Annotated in this window: 18 protein-coding genes; 14 read left to right on the top strand and 4 right to left on the bottom strand. The window is 70.6% G+C overall.

Going from position 1 to position 17,945, the window contains the following annotated elements; translation table 11 throughout:
* The first annotated feature begins 20 nt into the window (after positions 1-20).
* Entirely contained in the window at positions 21-1,445 is a 1,425-nt protein-coding gene (locus tag ACFYZE_RS17490; RefSeq protein WP_388994120.1) for an RDD family protein, read from the top strand.
* Positions 1,446-1,499: 54 nt separating this feature from the next.
* Positions 1,500-2,264, top strand: coding sequence for an RDD family protein (locus ACFYZE_RS17485; RefSeq protein ID WP_388994117.1), 765 nt, complete (start codon positions 1,500-1,502; stop codon positions 2,262-2,264).
* 96 nt (positions 2,265-2,360) lie between these two features.
* Here the strand turns inward: ACFYZE_RS17485 and ACFYZE_RS17480 are convergent, their stop codons facing one another.
* Positions 2,361-2,651 (bottom strand): hypothetical protein, encoded by a 291-nt coding sequence (locus tag ACFYZE_RS17480; protein WP_388994114.1) that lies wholly within the window; start codon positions 2,649-2,651, stop codon positions 2,361-2,363.
* Positions 2,652-3,145: 494 nt separating this feature from the next.
* Between ACFYZE_RS17480 and ACFYZE_RS17475 the strand changes: the two genes are divergently transcribed.
* Together ACFYZE_RS17475 and ACFYZE_RS17470 are read left to right on the top strand one after the other, a co-directional pair.
* Positions 3,146-5,515 (top strand): immune inhibitor A domain-containing protein, encoded by a 2,370-nt coding sequence (locus tag ACFYZE_RS17475; RefSeq protein WP_388994111.1) that lies wholly within the window; start codon positions 3,146-3,148, stop codon positions 5,513-5,515.
* A 122-nt stretch (positions 5,516-5,637) separates the two neighbouring features.
* A complete protein-coding gene (locus ACFYZE_RS17470; RefSeq protein ID WP_388994108.1) occupies positions 5,638-5,967 on the top strand; it encodes a hypothetical protein in 330 nt (109 codons plus the stop codon).
* A 52-nt stretch (positions 5,968-6,019) separates the two neighbouring features.
* Here ACFYZE_RS17470 and ACFYZE_RS17465 read toward each other — a convergent pair whose 3' ends face one another.
* The gene (locus tag ACFYZE_RS17465; protein ID WP_388994105.1) at positions 6,020-6,607 is read right to left on the bottom strand and encodes a nicotinamidase; all 588 of its coding nucleotides are present in this window, start codon (positions 6,605-6,607) and stop codon (positions 6,020-6,022) included.
* 256 nt (positions 6,608-6,863) lie between these two features.
* Positions 6,864-8,240 (bottom strand): nicotinate phosphoribosyltransferase, encoded by a 1,377-nt coding sequence (locus ACFYZE_RS17460; protein WP_388994101.1) that lies wholly within the window; start codon positions 8,238-8,240, stop codon positions 6,864-6,866.
* A 151-nt stretch (positions 8,241-8,391) separates the two neighbouring features.
* Between ACFYZE_RS17460 and clpS the strand changes: the two genes are divergently transcribed.
* The 9 genes from clpS (at position 8,392) to ACFYZE_RS17415 (ending at position 16,351) form a co-directional block, all read left to right on the top strand.
* Positions 8,392-8,709, top strand: coding sequence for an ATP-dependent Clp protease adapter ClpS (clpS, locus tag ACFYZE_RS17455; RefSeq protein WP_388994098.1), 318 nt, complete (start codon positions 8,392-8,394; stop codon positions 8,707-8,709).
* A 12-nt stretch (positions 8,710-8,721) separates the two neighbouring features.
* Positions 8,722-9,327, top strand: coding sequence for a DUF2017 domain-containing protein (locus ACFYZE_RS17450; protein WP_388994096.1), 606 nt, complete (start codon positions 8,722-8,724; stop codon positions 9,325-9,327).
* Between the two features lie 345 nt (positions 9,328-9,672).
* On the top strand, positions 9,673-11,097 hold the full coding sequence (locus tag ACFYZE_RS17445; protein WP_388994093.1) for an amino acid permease: 1,425 nt from the start codon (positions 9,673-9,675) through the stop codon (positions 11,095-11,097).
* A gap of 182 nt (positions 11,098-11,279) precedes the next feature.
* Positions 11,280-11,702: a Mov34/MPN/PAD-1 family protein gene (locus ACFYZE_RS17440; protein WP_388994090.1), complete on the top strand. Its 423-nt coding sequence runs from the start codon at positions 11,280-11,282 to the stop codon at positions 11,700-11,702.
* Positions 11,703-11,781: 79 nt separating this feature from the next.
* On the top strand, positions 11,782-11,877 hold the full coding sequence (locus tag ACFYZE_RS17435) for a winged helix-turn-helix domain-containing protein (protein WP_216825713.1): 96 nt from the start codon (positions 11,782-11,784) through the stop codon (positions 11,875-11,877).
* Between the two features lie 150 nt (positions 11,878-12,027).
* On the top strand, positions 12,028-12,306 hold the full coding sequence (locus ACFYZE_RS17430; protein WP_103845066.1) for a MoaD/ThiS family protein: 279 nt from the start codon (positions 12,028-12,030) through the stop codon (positions 12,304-12,306).
* Positions 12,307-12,327: 21 nt separating this feature from the next.
* Entirely contained in the window at positions 12,328-13,278 is a 951-nt protein-coding gene (locus ACFYZE_RS17425; protein ID WP_388994085.1) for a PLP-dependent cysteine synthase family protein, read from the top strand.
* 320 nt (positions 13,279-13,598) lie between these two features.
* On the top strand, positions 13,599-15,668 hold the full coding sequence (locus tag ACFYZE_RS17420; protein ID WP_388994082.1) for a putative Ig domain-containing protein: 2,070 nt from the start codon (positions 13,599-13,601) through the stop codon (positions 15,666-15,668).
* A 131-nt stretch (positions 15,669-15,799) separates the two neighbouring features.
* A complete protein-coding gene (locus tag ACFYZE_RS17415; protein ID WP_388994079.1) occupies positions 15,800-16,351 on the top strand; it encodes a hypothetical protein in 552 nt (183 codons plus the stop codon).
* 18 nt (positions 16,352-16,369) lie between these two features.
* Here ACFYZE_RS17415 and ACFYZE_RS17410 read toward each other — a convergent pair whose 3' ends face one another.
* Positions 16,370-16,810, bottom strand: coding sequence for a type II toxin-antitoxin system PemK/MazF family toxin (locus tag ACFYZE_RS17410; RefSeq protein ID WP_388994076.1), 441 nt, complete (start codon positions 16,808-16,810; stop codon positions 16,370-16,372).
* A gap of 268 nt (positions 16,811-17,078) precedes the next feature.
* Between ACFYZE_RS17410 and ACFYZE_RS17405 the strand changes: the two genes are divergently transcribed.
* Positions 17,079-17,831 (top strand): MBL fold metallo-hydrolase, encoded by a 753-nt coding sequence (locus tag ACFYZE_RS17405; RefSeq protein ID WP_388994073.1) that lies wholly within the window; start codon positions 17,079-17,081, stop codon positions 17,829-17,831.
* The last annotated feature ends 114 nt before the right edge of the window (positions 17,832-17,945 follow it).

The raw sequence follows: 17,945 nt of genomic DNA, 5'->3' as shown, positions 1-17,945 counted from the left end.
GCAGATACGGGACGACGGACATGAGCGCCCCAACCCCGGCACCCGGCGACGACAGGCCCCGCGAAGGCTACTACCCGGACCCCTCCATCCCCGGATACGTCCGGTACTGGAACGGTGTCTCCTGGGTCCCGGGCACCAGCCGGCCGGCTCCCACCGACGGCGAGCCGCTCTCCCCGCCGGCGGGCGCGCGCCCCGCGCAGCCCTCGGTGGAGGAGACCGGGCCGCACTTCTTCGACGAGGACCCGGTCGACGAACCCGATCGCGCCGCCCAGGCCGACAGCCACCCGGAGCCCGCCCCGGCATGGGGTGCCGACCGCTCCCAGCAGTCCGGCTTCGGTGGTGAGCAGGACCGCCGGGTGTCCTGGGGCGCCGCGCAGGCCGCCGACCCGCGGCTGCCGGCTGCCGGCTCCGGGTCCGAGGCGTCCCCGGGCTCGCCCGGCACGACGGCGCTCCACAGGCCGGCGCGCCCGGAGGGCACCGCCGGTACCGACGAACCCGCTCCGTCCGAGGGCACCATGAAGTTCCGCGCGGTCTCCCCGCGCACGGGGGAGCAGGGCGGAGGCACGGCGACTGCCGGTTCCGGCACCGGCTCCGGCGCCGCGCAGCCCGGCGCCGCGCGCCCGGCGAGCGCCCAGGCCGCCGCCCGTCAGGCGCTGGGCCTGGACCCGGCCGCCCCGAGCCCCGTCCCGGCACCGCAGCAGCCGTCCGTCCCGAAGCCCGCGGCGCCCGCGGCGGGGGTGCCCCCGCAGCAACCGTCCGTCCCGACGCCCGCGGCGGGGGTGCCCCCGCAGCAGTCCGCCGCGCCGGTCGCCACGCCCCTGACCAGCGGCCCCGGCGGCGGCCAGCCCTCCTGGGCGCAGCAGGTGCACCAGCTGGCGAGCCCGGGCCCCGGCGACCGGCCCGTCGCGCCCTGGAAGCCGCCGGTGGAGGACCCGTTCCAGGCGGCCGCCCGGGCACAGGCGGCGGCCCGCCCCGCGGGACTCGGCAAGCGGCTCGCGGCGCGGCTGCTCGACACCCTTGTCCTGGCGGCGGTCACGGGCGTGGCCGCGGTACCGCTGGGCACGAAGGCGATCGACCACATCAACGGGAAGATCGACGCGGCGAAGCTGTCCGGGCAGACCGTCACGGTCTGGCTGCTCGACGGCACGACGTCGGTCTACCTCGCGATCGTGCTCGCCGTGCTGCTGGGCTTCGGGGTCCTCTACGAGGCGCTGCCGACCGCCAAGTGGGGGCGCACGCTGGGCAAGAAGGTGTGCGGTCTGGAGGTACGGGACATCGAGGCCCATGAGCCCCCCACCTTCGGCCAGGCCCTGCGCCGCTGGCTGGTCTACAGCGTCCCCGGTGTGCTCGCCGTCGGCGTGGTCGGCGTCCTGTGGTGCGTGTTCGACCGCCCGTGGCGCCAGTGCTGGCACGACAAGGCCGCCCGTACGTTCGTGGCCGGCTGACCCGGACGGACCTGTAGGGATGCGGAGCCGGAGGGTTCGCGGTCGACTCGGGCCATGAGCACCGAACCGCCACCGCCCGGCCGAGGAGACGCCCCGGACCCCGACCGGCCACCGCCCGGCCGTGGGGCCGCGTCCGGCGGTCCGCCGCCCGGCGGCGAGCCCCCGCCCGGTGGCCCGCCGCCCCACGGACAGCCCCCTACCGGCGGTGAGCCGCCCGGCGGCAGCCCCCCGTACGGCACACCCCCGCCCCACCCAGGCGGCCCGTACGGCGGCGGGGGCCCCGAGGGCGGCGGCCTCTACGGCGGAGGCGGCCCGTACGGCGGCGGGGGCCCCGAGGGCCCCTACGACGGCACCGACCCCCTCGCCGGTATGCCCCCGCTCGCCGACAGCGGCAAGCGCGTCCTCGCCAGGATCATCGACATGATCCTCGTCGGCGTGGTCGTCTGGCTGCTGTCCTGGGCGTTCCACACCGTCGAGTACAACCTCGAGGCCACCAAGGTCGACACCGGCAAGTCCCTCGGCCAGTCCGTGATCGCGGCCGTGCTCTACACGGCCTACGACACGATCCTGATCAGCAGAACCGGGCAGACGCTCGGCAAGAGGCTGCTGAACATGCGCGTGGCCAACCTCGACGACGGCTCGAACCCCTCCCTCCAGGCGTCCCTGATCCGCGCCTTGGTGCTGTGGCTGCCGTTCGCGTTCTGCTGCGCCTGCGTGTGGACCGCGATCTGCGGCGGCTGGAGTTTCTTCGACCGGCCCTACAAACAGGGGCTGCACGACAAGGCGGCCAGGACGGTGGAGGTCAGCACGGCGGTCTGACAGAGGGCGGTGGCGTACGCATGAACCGGCGGGCCCGTGCATCAGGGGCCCGCCGGTTCGAGTGCTCGGTGTGAAGTTGTGCGCACGGCGCCCGGTTCAGGGGTTTGCCGTCTCCCGGACGGGCTCGGTGGCCGCGGTGGATCCGACCGACGCCGTCGGGCGCCCCACCGGTGCGTGCTGCCGCGCGGCGGGCCGCTCGGCGGCGGCCGGTGCGGACTTCGGCAGCGGTACCGTCACGGCGACGAGCAGCCCGAGTGCGAGCGCCGACAGGGCGATCACGGCGATCCCCAGGCCCGAACTTGTCTGTGACAGCAGCAGCATGGCGAGGGTGGAGAAGATCACGGTGCAGGAACCGTAGGCGAGCTGTGCGGCGTTCGGACGAGGCATGGCCATTCCTCGGGGTGGGGGACTCCCCCCGTGCCTCTCGTGATGGGGGAGGATGCGGACAACTAGGGGCAGAACTAGGGACACTTGAACGTACAACCACGGAATTGCGGAAATGACAACGGTGTCGACAGGGCAAACCGCCGCCATTCCGGCGCTCCACCCGCCGACTCTATTCGCCACCATGCCCGAGCGGAACGGCTGGTAAGCGTGACCTAACCCACGGTTCCGAAGCACAAGGGGCGCACGGAGTCATGCGTTCCAGCAACTGGACACGTGCACGCGCCGGTTGACGGGGGATTATGCCGACCGCGCTCGTTCGTATAGCGAACATCTCGTCCTGTTAATGCACTTGACCTGTGCAAGTCAAGATCTGTTTTTTCTTGTAAACCTCCGGTCAAATGTCGTCACTTGACTACACGCGTTGATCGGTGCGCACGGGCCCCTCCATGACCAGGACCCCCTTCCGTGCGCCCTGGCGCGGGGGAGGAACTCAAGTGACCAGCAGACCCTGGACGTTCAGAGCGGCCGCGATAGGCGTCGCGCTCGCGGCGGCCTCCGCCACGTTCTCCACCTTCGCCGTCGCGCAGGCGAGCACCACCGCCGAGGCCACTGCCGCCACCCGGCACGACCCGGCGCCGGTGAAGCAGCAGGAGCACGACCTCGACGGCCCGCTGAGCAAGACGCAGGAGGCCCAGCGCCAGGAGGCCCTCAACCAGGTCATATCCGGCAAGGCCCAGCCCGAGGAGCGCGACGGCTCGAAGGTCGTCGAGCTCAAGAGCAAGAAGGGCGACCCCAAGTACGTCGAGCTGAGCCGGGAGAAGACCGACAAGATCTTCACCATCCTGGTCGAGTTCGGCGACAGGACCGACCCCGAGTTCGGCGGCACGGCGGGCCCCCTGCACAACCAGATAGCCGCGCCGGACCGTACGAAGGACAACTCGACGGCCTGGCAGAAGGACTACAACCAGAAGCACTTCCAGGACCTGTACTTCGGCACCGGCAGCAACGTCGAGTCGGTGAAGAAGTACTACGAGAAGCAGTCCTCGGGCCGCTACTCGGTGGACGGCGAGGTCGCTGACTGGGTCAAGGTCCCGTACAACGAGGCCCGTTACGGCAACAACGCCTGCGGCTCCAAGAACTGCCCGAGCGTGTGGAACGTCGTCAGCGACGGCGTGAGCGCCTGGGTCGCCCAGCAGAAGGCGGCCGGCAAGTCCGACGCGGACATCAAGGCGGACCTGGCGCGGTTCGACCAGTGGGACCGCTACGACCACGACGGCGACGGCAACTTCAACGAGCCCGACGGCTACATCGACCACTTCCAGATCGTGCACGCCGGTGAGGACGAGTCCGCGGGCGGCGGCGTCCAGGGCACCGACGCGATCTGGGCCCACCGCTGGTACGCCTTCGGCACCGACGCCGGCGCCACCGGCCCGGCGGGCAACAAGCTGGGCGGCACGCAGATCGGCGACAGCGGCATCTGGGTCGGCGACTACACCATCCAGCCGGAGAACGGCGGCCTGGGCGTCTACGCCCACGAGTACGGCCACGACCTCGGCCTGCCGGACGAGTACGACACCAACGGCGGCGAGAACTCCACCGGCTTCTGGACGCTCATGTCCTCCGGCTCCTGGCTGGGCACCGGCAAGGAGACCATCGGCGACCTCCCCGGCGACATGAACGCCTGGGACAAGCTCCAGCTGGGCTGGCTCAACTACGACACGGCGAAGGCCGGCATCAAGTCCTGGCACAAGCTGGGCGTCGCCGAGTACAACACCAAGTACCGGCAGGCGCTGGTGGTCAACCTGCCCGACAAGGCGGTCACCACCCAGGTCGTCACCCCCGCGCAGGGCTCGACCCAGTGGTGGAGCGGCAGCGGCAACGACCTGAAGAACACGCTGACCCGTTCCGTGGACCTCACCGGCAAGTCCTCGGCCACGCTGACCCTCGACGGCTACTACGACATCGAGGCGGGCTACGACTACCTCTACACCGAGGTGTCGACCGACGGCGGCGCCAACTGGACCGCGCTGGACGGCACGGTGGACGGCCAGGCCATCCCGCGTGACGCCAGCGGCGCCCCGGCCCTGACCGGCACGGTGGACGGCTACAAGAAGCTGTCGTACCCCCTCGACGCCTACGCGGGCAAGAAGATCCAGCTCCGCTTCCGCTACCAGACGGACGGCGGTGTGGCCCTGAAGGGCTTCGCGGCCGACGAGATAACGCTGACTGCTGGGGGTACCCCCTCTGGGGGAGGTTCGGCCCTCTTCTCCGACAACGCCGAGAGCGCGGACGCCGCTTGGGCCGCGAACGGCTTCTCCCGCATCGGCGCGTCCTTCACCAGGGACTACAAGCAGTACTACATCGCCGAGAACCGCCAGTACGTGTCGTACGACAAGACCCTCAAGGTCGGCCCGTACAACTTCGGCTTCGCGCCGGCCCGTCCGGACTGGGTGGAGCACTACCCGTACCAGAACGGCCTGCTGATCTGGAAGTGGGACACCTCCCAGGCGGACAACAACACCAAGGACCACGCCGGCACCGGCCTGATCCTGCCGGTCGACTCGCACCCCACCGCGCTGAAGTGGTCCGACGGCACGCTGATGCGCAACCGCATCCAGGCCTACGACTCACCCTTCAGCCTGGAGCGCACCGACGGCATCACCCTGCACAAGGAGGACGTCGCGACGAAGATCAAGTCGTCGAAGGGTGTGTCGGTCTTCAACGACCACACCAGCACCTACTACGACGCCTCGAACCCGGCGGCCGGGGTCAAGATCACTGACACCAACACCAAGATCGAGATCGTCAAGCAGGGCGTGAACGGCTCGACGATCGAGCTGGAAGTCGGACCCGCGGTGAAGTAGTCGGCATTTGCGCAGGTCAGAAGCGTATCGGCGGCAGCCCCTTGGCGGGCGGCCGCCGATCGTGTTTAGGTGCCTGCTGTGGCTCTCTTATTGACACCAGGTCTCACGGGGGTATGACGCGTATGGCCGCAGGAGGTTTCTGCAAGCTGCCGAACGGCAGTGTGGTGGTGGCTCTGAACCTGCCCAGCCCCGGTTCGGGCGCCGGTTCGGTCCGTGTCCTGGTCCACGCCCAGAACCGCGCCCGTGCCCTGACGCGTCTGCGCAACCTGGGCATGCGCGCGGTCTACCTGCGCGGCAATGCGGCCCCGCCCTCCCCGGACGAGGTCACGGCGGTCCTGCACCACCCCGACGGCCTGATATGGCGCACGGCCCCGGACACCGCGGCACAGGACCTGTCGGTCGAGCTGTGGCACCCGATCAGGTCCCTGCTGAGACGGACAACCCAGCCGTGACCCGCTGGGGCGCACGGGAGCGGGGCGCACGGGTGCGGGGGCCCGGCGGGTGTCAGGACACCACCGGCTTGCCGGACAGCTCCACGCCCGCCTCCCGGAGCTCCTCCAGCGCGCGTTCCGTGGTCTCCTCGGCCACCCCGGCGGTCAGGTCCAGCAGGACCTGCGTACGGAAGCCCTGGCGCACCGCGTCCAGCGCGGTGGCGCGCACGCAGTGGTCCGTGGCGATCCCGACCACGTCCACCTCGTCGATCTCCCGCTCCCGCAGCCAGTCCGCGAGCGCGACCCCGTTCTCGTCGACCCCCTCGAACCCGCTGTAGGCCGCCGAGTACGCCCCCTTGTCGAACACGGCGTCGACCGCGCCGGAGGCGACCGCCGGGGCGAAGTTCGGGTGGAAGCCCACGCCCTCCGTGCCCGCCACGCAGTGCGCGGGCCACGAGTGGACGTAGTCCGGGTTGTCGGCGAAGTGACCGCCCGGGGCGATGTGGTGGTCACGGGTGGCCACCACATGGCGGTACCCGGCGGGGGCCTGCCCGATCAGCTCGGTGATCGCGGCGGCCACATCGGCACCCCCGGACACCGCGAGGCTGCCACCCTCACAGAAGTCGTTCTGCACGTCTACGACGATCAAGGCGCGGCGCATGGTCGGTGTCCTTCGGCTTGGCAGCGGTTCGGGTGTGGAGGGTGCGGGCCCGGCCGTCCGTGAACTACATGACCTACCGAGCCTAGAGACTTCGGGGACCGGGCGGGAGAGGGCATCGGGCGGTCGGCCGGTGCGCGGGGTGCGTCGCCGGTGCATTTCCGCCCGCCGTCCGTCCATGCGCCCTCAAGCGAGCAGCGGCCGAAGCCGCACCCGGCCCCTCCCTCCATGGTCCTCCCGGCGCGTCAACAGCGGCGCGTCACACGTACTCGGTCGGGATCACCGGCTCCCCGCGCGACAGCTGTGTCGCCGACAGCGGCAGGTTGGCGCGGGCGGCCGCGTGCCGGTCGCGGACGACGTCCAGCGGCTCCCGGGAGATCACCTCGCCCCCCTTGACCAGCTGCACCAGCAGCTGCCGGTCCGCCAGCTCGTCCGGCACCGGCCCGATGCCGACCACCTCGGCCTCGGCCACCCCGTGCTCGTCCAGTCGCCGCGCCGCCCACTTGCGCCCGCCGACGGACGTCTTGCCGCCGGTCGACTTCTTCGCCACCGGCACCAGCGGCGCCTTCGGGTCCGCCGACTCGGCGCGGGCGACCAGCTTGTAGACCATCGAGCAGGTCGGGTGCCCGGAGCCCGTGACCAGCCGGGTGCCCACGCCGTACGCGTCCACGGGCGCCGCCGCCAGCGAGGCGATGGCGTACTCGTCCAGGTCCGAGGTCACGATGATCTTCGTGTGGGAGGCGCCCAGCGCGTCCAGCTGCTGCCGCACCCGGTGCGCGACCAGCAGCAGGTCCCCCGAGTCGATGCGCACGGCGCCCAGCTCTGGCCCGGCCACCTCGACGGCCAGCCGGACGGCCTCCGTGACGTCGTAGGTGTCCACGAGCAGCGTGGTGCCCCGGCCCAGCGACTCCACCTGGGCCCGGAAGGCGTCCTGCTCGCTGTCGTGCAGCAGGGTGAAGGCGTGTGCGGACGTCCCGACCGTCGGAATGCCGTACCGGAAGCCGGCCGCCAGGTCCGAGGTGGTGGTGAAGCCACCGACGTACGCGGCGCGGGAGGCGGCCACGGCGGCCAGCTCGTGGGTGCGCCGGGCACCCATCTCGATCAGCGGCCGGCCCCCGGCGGCGGAGGCCATGCGCGAGGCGGCGGCCGCGACGGCCGAGTCGTGGTTGAGGATCGACAGGACGACGGTCTCCAGCAGAACGCACTCGGCGAAGGAGCCCTCGACCCGCATGATCGGCGAGCCGGGGAAGTACACCTCCCCCTCCGGGTAGCCCCAGATGTCGCCGCTGAAGCGATAGCCGGCGAGCCAGTCCAGCGTCTCGTCGTCGACGACCCGGCGCTCGCGCAGGAAGCCGAGGACGCCCGCGTCGAAGCGGAAGTTCTCCACCGCGTCCAGGACACGCCCGGTACCGGCCACCACGCCGTAGCGGCGGCCGTCGGGCAGCCGCCGGGTGAAGACCTCGAAGACCGAACGCCGCTCGGCGGTGCCCGCCCTGAGGGCGGCCTGCAGCATCGTCAACTCGTAGTGGTCGGTGAAGAGCGCCGTCGAGGGAACGCCCACCCGTCGCCCACCACCGCCCTTATGAGGAAGCGCTTCGCGCCCTTCTTCGGGCAACCCGAGATCCGCAACGCCCACCAAAGCTCTCCTCACACACGACTGTTCGAGTGCACCCATCGGTGCTTCAAGTGCCTGGGACAGCCGATCGTACTCCTCATCTCGTCAGTCTGACGATTTGCGGGCCGGGTGGAGGTGCCCGTTTGTGCGACCACCCCCCTCGGGTGGCAGCATGGGGCTTGTGACGTCACCCGCTCCCGTAGAGATCGAACGAACACAGCCGGCGGAGGAAGAGTTCGCCGTACCCGAGCCCGACGTCCCCTGGGTCACGATCGTCCACAACGACCCGGTCAACCTCATGAGCTATGTGACGTACGTCTTCCAGACGTACTTCGGCTATTCCAAGGACAAGGCCACCAAGCTCATGCTCGACGTCCACCACAAGGGCCGGGCGGTCGTCTCCAGCGGTACGCGCGAGGAGATGGAGCGCGACGTGCAGGCGATGCACGGCTACGGCTTGTGGGCCACCCTCCAGCAGGACCGGAAGTAGCGACCTCCCTTCATGTCAGGACACTTCGAACCGCTCCCCGGCGGCGGCGCGGCCGTCGCCCTCGACGACGTCGAGATCTCCATCATCCGCTCGCTGGCCGTGCAGCTGCTGGAACTCATCGGGCCGGGCCCCGCGGAGAACGCCTCCGAGGATCCACTCGCCGAGCTGTTCGCGGAGGGCCCGAGCGAGCCGCCCGCCGACCCCGTGCTGCGCCGGCTGTTCCCGGACGCGTACGGCGACCCGGGCAGCGAGCCCGTCTCGCCCGGTCAGGCCGACGAGCTGCGCGCCCATTCCGCCGAGTTCCGCCGCTTCACCGAGAACGACCTGCGCGCCCGCAAACGCGAGAACGCCCTCGCGGTGATCCACACCCTGGACGCGCTGACCTCGGCGAGCCGGGAGGGCGGGGTGCTGAAGCTGTCGCGCGAGGAGTGCGAGCAGTGGCTCGGCGCCCTGAACGACCTGCGCCTCGCGATCGGCTCCCGGCTCGAGGTCGCCGACGAGGACGACACCGACGAGCTGTACCGGCTGCCGGACGAGGACCCGCGCAAGCCGATGGTGATGGCGTATCTGTGGCTCGGTGGTCTCCAGGAGACGCTCGTCACCACCCTTATGCCCTGACCTGTGTGGATTTCGTGTTCGCTCAGCGGACGCTCAAATCCGGATAACGATCCCGTCACCATTGCGGCCATGTATGGGCCGTTCGTGCGTACTTTGTCCGCTTCTTGCTGTGTGCTGCGCCACATCGCGTCCGGGTGATCAGTGTTGCGGTCGTGATAAATCTTCACGACCGCCCGGCGAACACCACCCATGTTGCGCCGGGTGCGCCACCGAGCCGACGACCGTCGGCCAGGCATGAGCGGACCCGGGAGAGCCCGAGCCCGCTCGCTCCATCAATCCGGGGGGATCGAGACGATCCGCGGCCGACGAGAGGCCCGGGTCGGCATGGAGAAAGGCGCAGCACACATGACCTCAGCGCAGGTCGAGACGGAGAACACCCCTGAGGAGGGGTACGAGCGCGGGCTCGGCAGCCGTCAGGTCCAGATGATCGCGATCGGCGGCGCGATCGGCGTCGGCCTGTTCCTGGGCGCGGGGGCGAACATCGCCAAGGCCGGACCCAGCCTGATCCTGATGTACGCCCTCGCCGGCGTGATCATCTTCTTCATCATGCGGGCGCTCGGCGAGCTGCTTCTGTACCGCCCGGTGTCGGGTTCCTTCGCGGAGTACTCCCGTGAGTTCCTCGGCCCGTTCTTCGGCTACTTCACCGGCTGGACGTACTGGCTGATGTGGGTGGTGACCGGCATGGCCGAGCTGACGGCCGCCGCGATCTACGTCCACTACTGGTTCCCGTCGATCCCGCAGTGGGTGACGGCGCTGGTCTTCCTGGTGGTCCTGTTCGTGGCCAACCTGATCTCGGTGAAGCTGTTCGGCGAGATCGAGTTCTGGTTCTCGATGGTCAAGGTCACCGCGCTGATCGGCATGATCGTCATCGGTCTCGGCGTGCTGACCTTCGGCTTCAGCGCCGCCGGCGACACGGCCGCGGTCTCCAACCTCTGGCAGTTCGACGGCTTCTTCCCCAAGGGCATCGGCTCGTCCCTGATGACCCTGCAGGGCGTCATGTTCGCCTACCTCGCCGTCGAACTGGTCGGTGTCACCGCGGGCGAGTCCGAGGACCCGGAGAAGACCCTCCCCAAGGCGATCAACACCCTGCCCTGGCGCATCGCCCTCTTCTACGTCGGCGCCCTCACCGTGATCCTGTGCGTGGTGAAGTGGACCGAGTTCGCGGCGGGCGTCAGCCCCTTCGTGAAGGCGTTCGCGGTCATCGGCATCCCGGCCGGCGCGGGCATCGTCAACTTCGTGGTGCTGACCGCGGCGCTCTCGTCCTGCAACTCGGGCATGTACTCCACGGGCCGCATGCTGCGCACCCTCGCGGACAACGGCGAGGCGCCCCGCGTCTTCAGCAAGCTGTCCGCCTCGAAGACCCCGGCCCTCGGCATCACGGTCTCGGTCGCCTTCATGGGCATCGGCGTGGTCCTCAACTACGTCGTCCCGGAGAAGGCGTTCGGCTACGTCACCTCGGTGGCCACCGCGGCCGGCATCTGGACCTGGCTGATGATCCTGGTCAGCCACGTCCTGTACCGCCGCGCGGTGGACGCGGGCCGGCTGCCCGCCTCCTCCTTCCCGGCGCCGGGCGGCGCGGTGTGCAGCTGGATCGCCATCGCGTTCCTGCTCTTCGTCACCTGCCTGATCGCCTACGACGCCGACTCCCGCGTCTGCCTGTACGTGATGGCGGTCTGGGCGGCCGCCCTGGCCGTCGGCTGGGCGGTGCTGAAGGCCCGCAACCCGCAGGTCGCCCAGCGCCGGGAGCAGGAGCTGGAGAAGGTCCGCTGAGTCCCACGTGAGTCTCCTGACTCGCTCGTAGCTCACCATGTGGGCCGCCCCGTACCACCCCTCGGTACCGGGCGGCCCACCCGTCTCCCACCACCGCCCTGCCTGACGCGCCCCCAGAGCTGAACGCCTGGGGGCGCCCCCGTCGCGCGGCCCCCCTCGAATGTCTGCTTATGCTGGCCGTCATGCTGACCATCACCCAGGCCCTCGTCGACCGGATCGTCGCGCACGCGCGCCAGGACCACCCCGACGAGGCGTGCGGCGTCATCGCCGGCCCGGCCGGCTCGGACCGCCCCGAGCGCTTCGTCCCGATGCTGAACGCGGCCCGCTCGCCCACGTTCTACGAGTTCGACTCCGGCGACCTGCTCAAGCTCTACCGGGAACTGGACGACCGCGACGAGGACCCGGTGGTCATCTACCACTCCCACACCGCGACCGAGGCCTACCCGTCCCGCACGGACATCTCCTACGCCAACGAGCCCGGCGCCCACTACGTCCTGGTCTCCACCGCCGACACCGACGGCGCGGGCCCCTTCCAGTTCCGCTCGTTCCGGATCGTGGAGGGCGAGGTCACGGAGGAAGAGGTCAAGATCGTGGAGTCGTACTGATCTCGCATCGCGGATGAAATCTGTCCGAACAGCGAGATCACACTCCAGGGCCCCGGCCGGGAATCGTTACGATGAGCGCATGGTTCTGAACGACGTGAGCGACAAGACGCCGGGCGCACTGCTCGTGGCGCGGCTGCACGTCGACCTGTGCAGGCTCGCCAGCGCCATCTGTTGACGCTGTCCCTGCCGCCGTACGGCCGTGAGCCGCGGGGCCCGACCCGCGCATCCCTGCGTTCTCGCGCCCGCCGCGCGCCCCCAAGCTCTCGACTTCGCTCGAGCAGGGTGGACCCCCACCCTGACTTCCTTCCGACAGGAGCCCGCAACCATGGCCATCGAGGTCCGCATCCCGACCATCCTCCGCCAGTACACCGACGGCCAGAAGGCGGTGGAAGGCACCGGGGAGACCCTCGCCGACCTGTTCGCCGACCTCGAGACCCGTCACCCGGGCATCCAGGCCCGCATCGTGGACGGCGGCGAGCTGCGCCGCTTCGTGAACGTCTACCTCAACGACGAGGACGTCCGCTTCCTCGACGGCATCAACACCAAGGTCGCCGACGGCGACAACGTGACGATCCTGCCGGCCGTCGCCGGCGGCATGGCCTGAGCCCGACGGTCGCTGATCCCGATGCGCTACGACTCCCCGCTGGCCGCGGTGGGCAACACCCCCCTGGTGTGCCTGCCGCGGCTGTCGCCGTCCCCCGACGTCCGTATCTGGGCCAAGCTGGAGGACCGCAACCCGACCGGTTCGATCAAGGACCGCCCCGCGCTGCACATGATCGAGCAGGCGGAGAAGGACGGCCGCCTCACCCCCGGCTGCACGATTCTCGAGCCCACCTCGGGCAACACCGGGATCTCCCTGGCCATGGCGGCCAAGCTCAAGGGCTACCGCATGGTGTGCGTGATGCCCGAGAACACCTCGCAGGAGCGCCGGGAACTGCTCGCCATGTGGGGTGCCGAGATCATCTCCAGCCCGGCGGCGGGCGGTTCCAACACCGCCGTACGCGTCGCCAAGGAGCTGGCGGCCGAGCACCCGGACTGGGTGATGCTCTACCAGTACGGCAACCCGGACAACGCGGGCGCGCACTACGCGACGACCGGCCCCGAGATCCTCGCCGACCTGCCGTCCATCACGCACTTCGTGGCCGGGCTCGGCACCACGGGCACCCTGATGGGCGTGGGCCGCTACCTGCGCGAGAACAAGCCGGACGTGCAGATCGTCGCCGCCGAACCGCGCTACGACGACCTGGTGTACGGCCTGCGGAACCTCGACGAGGGCTTCGTGCCGGAGCTGTACGACGCCTCCGTCCTCACCAGCCGCTTCTCCGTGGGCTCGGCGGACGCGGTGACCCGGACCCGTGAACTGCTCCAACAGGAGGGCATCTTCGCGGGCATCTCCACCGGCGCCGCGCTGCACGCCGCGATCGGCGTCGGCAAGAAGGCCGTCAAGGCGGGCGAGAGCGCCGACATCGTCTTCGTCGTGGCCGACGGCGGCTGGAAGTACCTGTCGACCGGCGTCTACACGGCCGCCACCACGGAAGAGGCCATCGAGACGCTCCAGGGCCAGCTCTGGGCCTGAAGCCCTCCGGCCCGTCCCGCCATCAATGCGCCAACCCCCTCCTATGAGGGGGCTAAGCGTTGCCTACGGCGCGGCAAAGATCTTCGCCGGGGGGAACCTTTCGGAGGCGGACGGAGCTACGTTCTGCCCGTCCTGTCAATGTCACGCTCATCGGCATCGCAGGGTGTTCCAAGTGTCATGCCCATGACGCGCGTTCCACCGCCGCTACGCGCGTCACGGCCTGCCACTCAGCTCGCGAATCCCCACTTCCGGCTGTGGTCCGCGTCCGGCCCCACCCAGGCCGCGCGGTGCCGGCCTCGACCGATGGAGGCAACACCCCCATGCGTGAGTCACGCCCGAACAAGCGGCGCCGGAGTCTTCGAAGACTCCTGACCGCCGCCGTCCCGGCCCTCACCCTCACCGTCGCCGGGTTCCTGGCGGCCCCGTCCGCGGGCGCGCAGACCGCGCCCGCCGCCACCGCGCACACCACCCGCACGTCCCAGAACGCCACGGCGCTCACCGATCCCCAGCGGCAGACCGTCCACTCGACCGGCAAGGCCGGCCAGAAGGTCCCGACGCAGCACCTGTGCGCCACCGCGAAGCCCGGCCAGGCGTCCTGCTTCGCCCAGCGCCGCACCGACGTCAAGCAGCGGCTGGCCTCCGCGCTCGCGGCCGCCGCGCCCTCCGGCCTTTCCCCGGCCAACCTGCACAGCGCCTACAACCTGCCCTCGACCGGCGGCTCCGGCCTGACCGTCGCCGTGGTCGACGCCTACAACGACCCCAACGCCGAGTCGGACCTGGCCACCTACCGCTCGACGTACGGCCTGTCCGCGTGCACCAAGGCCAACGGCTGCTTCAAGCAGGTCAGCCAGACCGGTTCGACCACCTCGCTGCCCACGAACGACTCCGGGTGGGCCGGTGAGGAGGCGCTGGACATCGACATGGTCAGCGCCGTCTGCCCCAACTGCAACATCATCCTCGTCGAGGCCAACTCCGCCAACGACACCGACCTCGGCATCGCCGAGAACGAGGCGGTCTCGCTGGGCGCCAAGTTCGTCTCCAACAGCTGGGGCGGCTCCGAGTCCTCCTCCCAGACCAGCGAGGACACCTCGTACTTCAAGCACCCTGGTGTCGCGATCACCGTCTCCGCGGGCGACTCCGGCTACGGCGCCGAGTACCCGGCGACCTCCCAGTACGTCACCGCCGTCGGCGGGACCGCGCTGAGCACGTCGTCCAACTCCCGCGGCTGGACCGAGTCCGTGTGGAACACCAGCTCCACCGAGGGCACCGGCTCCGGCTGCTCCGCCTACGACCCGAAGCCGAGCTGGCAGACCGACACCGGCTGCTCCAAGCGCATGGAGGCCGACGTCTCCGCGGTCGCCGACCCGGCAACCGGCGTCGCGGTCTACGACACCTACGGCGGCTCCGGCTGGGCCGTCTACGGCGGTACCAGCGCCTCCGCCCCGATCATCGCCGGCGTCTACGCCCTCGCGGGCACCCCGGGCTCCACCGACTACCCGGCGAAGTACCCCTACTCCCACACGGGCAACCTGTACGACGTCACCAGCGGCAGCAACGGCTCCTGCTCGACCTCGTACTTCTGCACCGCGCGCACCGGCTACGACGGCCCGACCGGCTGGGGCACCCCCAACGGGACGACCGCCTTCTCCTCCGGCAGCAGCACCGGCAACACGGTGACCGTCACCAACCCGGGCAACCAGTCCACCACGACCGGCGGCTCGGTCAGCCTGCAGATCAAGGCGACGGACAGCGCGGGCGCCACCCTCACCTACAGCGCCACCGGACTGCCCACCGGCCTGTCGATCAACAGCTCGACCGGCCTGATCTCCGGCACCGCCTCCACCGCGGGCACCTACAGCGTGACCGTCACCGCCAAGGACGCGACCGGCGCCTCCGGCTCGACCTCCTTCACCTGGACGGTCGGCTCCTCCGGCGGCACCTGCACCTCGGCGCAGCTGCTCGGCAACCCGGGCTTCGAGTCGGGCAACACCACCTGGAGCGCCTCCAGCGGTGTGATCACCAACGACAGCGGTGAGGCGGCGCACAGCGGCTCCTACTACGCCTGGCTCGACGGGTACGGCTCCTCGCACACCGACACGCTGTCCCAGTCGGTGACCGTCCCGTCCGGCTGCAAGGCCACACTGACCTTCTACCTGCACATCGACACCGCGGAGACCGGCAGCACCGCGTACGACAAGCTGACGGTGACCGCCGGGTCGACCACGCTGGCGACGTACTCCAACGTCAACGCGGCCTCCGGTTACACCCAGAAGTCCTTCGACCTGTCCTCGTTCGCGGGGTCCACGGTCACCCTGAAGTTCAGCGGCGTGGAGGACTCCTCGCTGCAGACCAGCTTCGTCATCGACGACACCGCCGTGACGACGAGCTGACGCACCTGTGCGCGAAGGGGCCCCGGCCGGGCGTGTGGGCCGGGGCCCGTTTGCGGGCTCGTGGGGATCCTGATGCGCTGGAGAAACGTCACATCGGCACACACGGGCACGAGAAACGAGAGGCGGCCCTCATGCGCCGTACCACCGCTCAGCGGACCACTGCCATCGCCGTCGCGGCAGCGGCGCTCCTCCTCGCGGGCTGCGGCACGCACAGTGGGCCGGGAGCGGCCGGCAGCGGCGCGGTGTCGCCGTCCCCGTCGGTGACCGGGTCGGCCTCGGCGCCCGCGTCCGGATCGGCGTCCCCGTCGGCCTCCCCCTCGGCGCCCTCCTCCGGGGAACCGTCCCCCACGGCCACTCCCGCCGGCTGCACCCCTCACGTCCAGCTCACCGCCGCCGACACCGGCCACACCGTGTGCCTGACCACCGGCGGACAGCTCCGCCTCACCCTGGACGGCACCCAGGACCGCCCCTGGACCCCCGTCACCGCCACCGGCGCGGCGCTGAAGGCCGTCAACGCCGGTTTCGTCGTTCAGCCGGGCGACGCCGTGGCCGCCTTCGACGCCGTCGCGCCCGGCACCGCACAGCTGGCAGCCACCCGCCCGCTGTGCGCGAAGCGCCCCGGCCAGACGTCGTGCCTCGGCATCCAGCGGTGGACCGTCACGGTCACGGTGACCAAGCCATGAGGCCCGCCATGAACACGCTCATCCCGCCAGGTACCGCACCTGGTCCCACAGCGCGGGGTCCACCACCCCCACCCGGCGCCGGAAGTCCCACAGCGGCACGTCCCGCAGCTCGTCCGTCTCCAGGAAGCTGGGCCGCCCCTGGACGTCGCCGACCGACCCCGGCGGGAGCGGGATCACGCCCGTCCGCTCGTCGCGGTACCGGCTGGTGATCCGCGCGACCGTCGCGCTGTCCCCGCGCACCGTCAGCACCAGGCACGGCCGCTCCTTGCCGCCCGGCCGGTCACCGTGGGGCACGCTCGCCCACCAGATCTCGGCCGGCCGCGGATGCACCCGGGCACGCCCCGCCGGACGCGCGGCCGCGGCACGGTGACGCCGCCCGCGCCCCCATCCGTCCACCAGCGTCGCGACCAGCGCGAGCAGCACCACCGCCGCCAGCGCGAGCCACCACGACGTGTCCATACGGACGACGGTACCGGCGCGTCCGCATCACTGCGCGCCCTTCGCACGCGCCAACGAGCGGCTCAGTCGCGGGCTGTGCGCCATACGGTGCGCCGCGCGCGCCGTTGTTCCAGCCGAACCGGTGACACCACAGGTGAGTTCCCCCACAACGGCCCCTGGCGGAGGAGCGACCCGACCTTTTGCGCCTTACGCTCGACGGACCGCACGACCCCCGTCACCGTTCCCCGTCCCTGCCTTGCGCACGCCCCGCCACGGAGGTTCCAGCTCTATGAAGCTCACCGTCGTCGGCTGCTCGGGGTCGTTTCCGTCCGCGGAATCGGCCTGCTCGAGCTACCTCGTCGAGGCCGACGGCTTCCGGCTGCTGCTCGACATGGGCAACGGCGCCCTGGGCGAGTTGCAGCGCCACTGCGGTCTGTACGACCTTGACGCCATCTTCCTGAGCCACCTGCACGCCGACCACTGCATCGACATGCTCGCGTACTTCGTCGCGCGCTACTACCGCCACGACGGCGGCCGCTGCGCCCCCATCCCGGTCTACGGACCGGAGGGCACCGAACAGCGCCTGACGACCGCCTACGGCGACACGCCCTCGGCATCCTCGATGAGCGAGGTCTTCGACTTCCACACGGTCAAGCCGGGCACGTTCGAGATCGGCCCGTTCACCGTGCACACGGAACGCGTACGCCACCCCGTGGAGGCGTACGGCATCCGGATCGAGCACGGCGGCAGGTCACTCACCTACTCGGGCGACACCGGTGTGAGCGAGGCGCTGGACGAACTCGCGCGCGACGCCGACCTGTTCCTGTGCGAGGCCGCGTTCACCCACGGCAAGGAGGACATTCCCAACCTCCACCTGAACGGCCGTGAGGCGGGCGAGACCGCCACCCGCGCCAGGGCGCGCCGCCTCGTCCTCACCCACATCCCGCCGTGGACCGACCCCCAGGTCAACCTGACGGACGCCCGCGCGGTCTATCCGGGACCGGTCGAACTGGCGGCGCCACGGGCTACGTACGAGCTCTGACGCCTTGGCCCCAAGACGTCGAACGGCACATCGAGGCCTCTCCGGACGATCCGACGCCGACCGCCGCTTCCCATGGAGCGGCGGTCTTTGCGTGTCCTCTCAGTGGCCTCTTGC

Source organism: Streptomyces sp. NPDC001796 (genome assembly GCF_042892355.1).
GTDB lineage: Bacteria > Actinomycetota > Actinomycetes > Streptomycetales > Streptomycetaceae > Streptomyces.
This window is presented reverse-complemented; position numbering and strand designations above follow the sequence as displayed.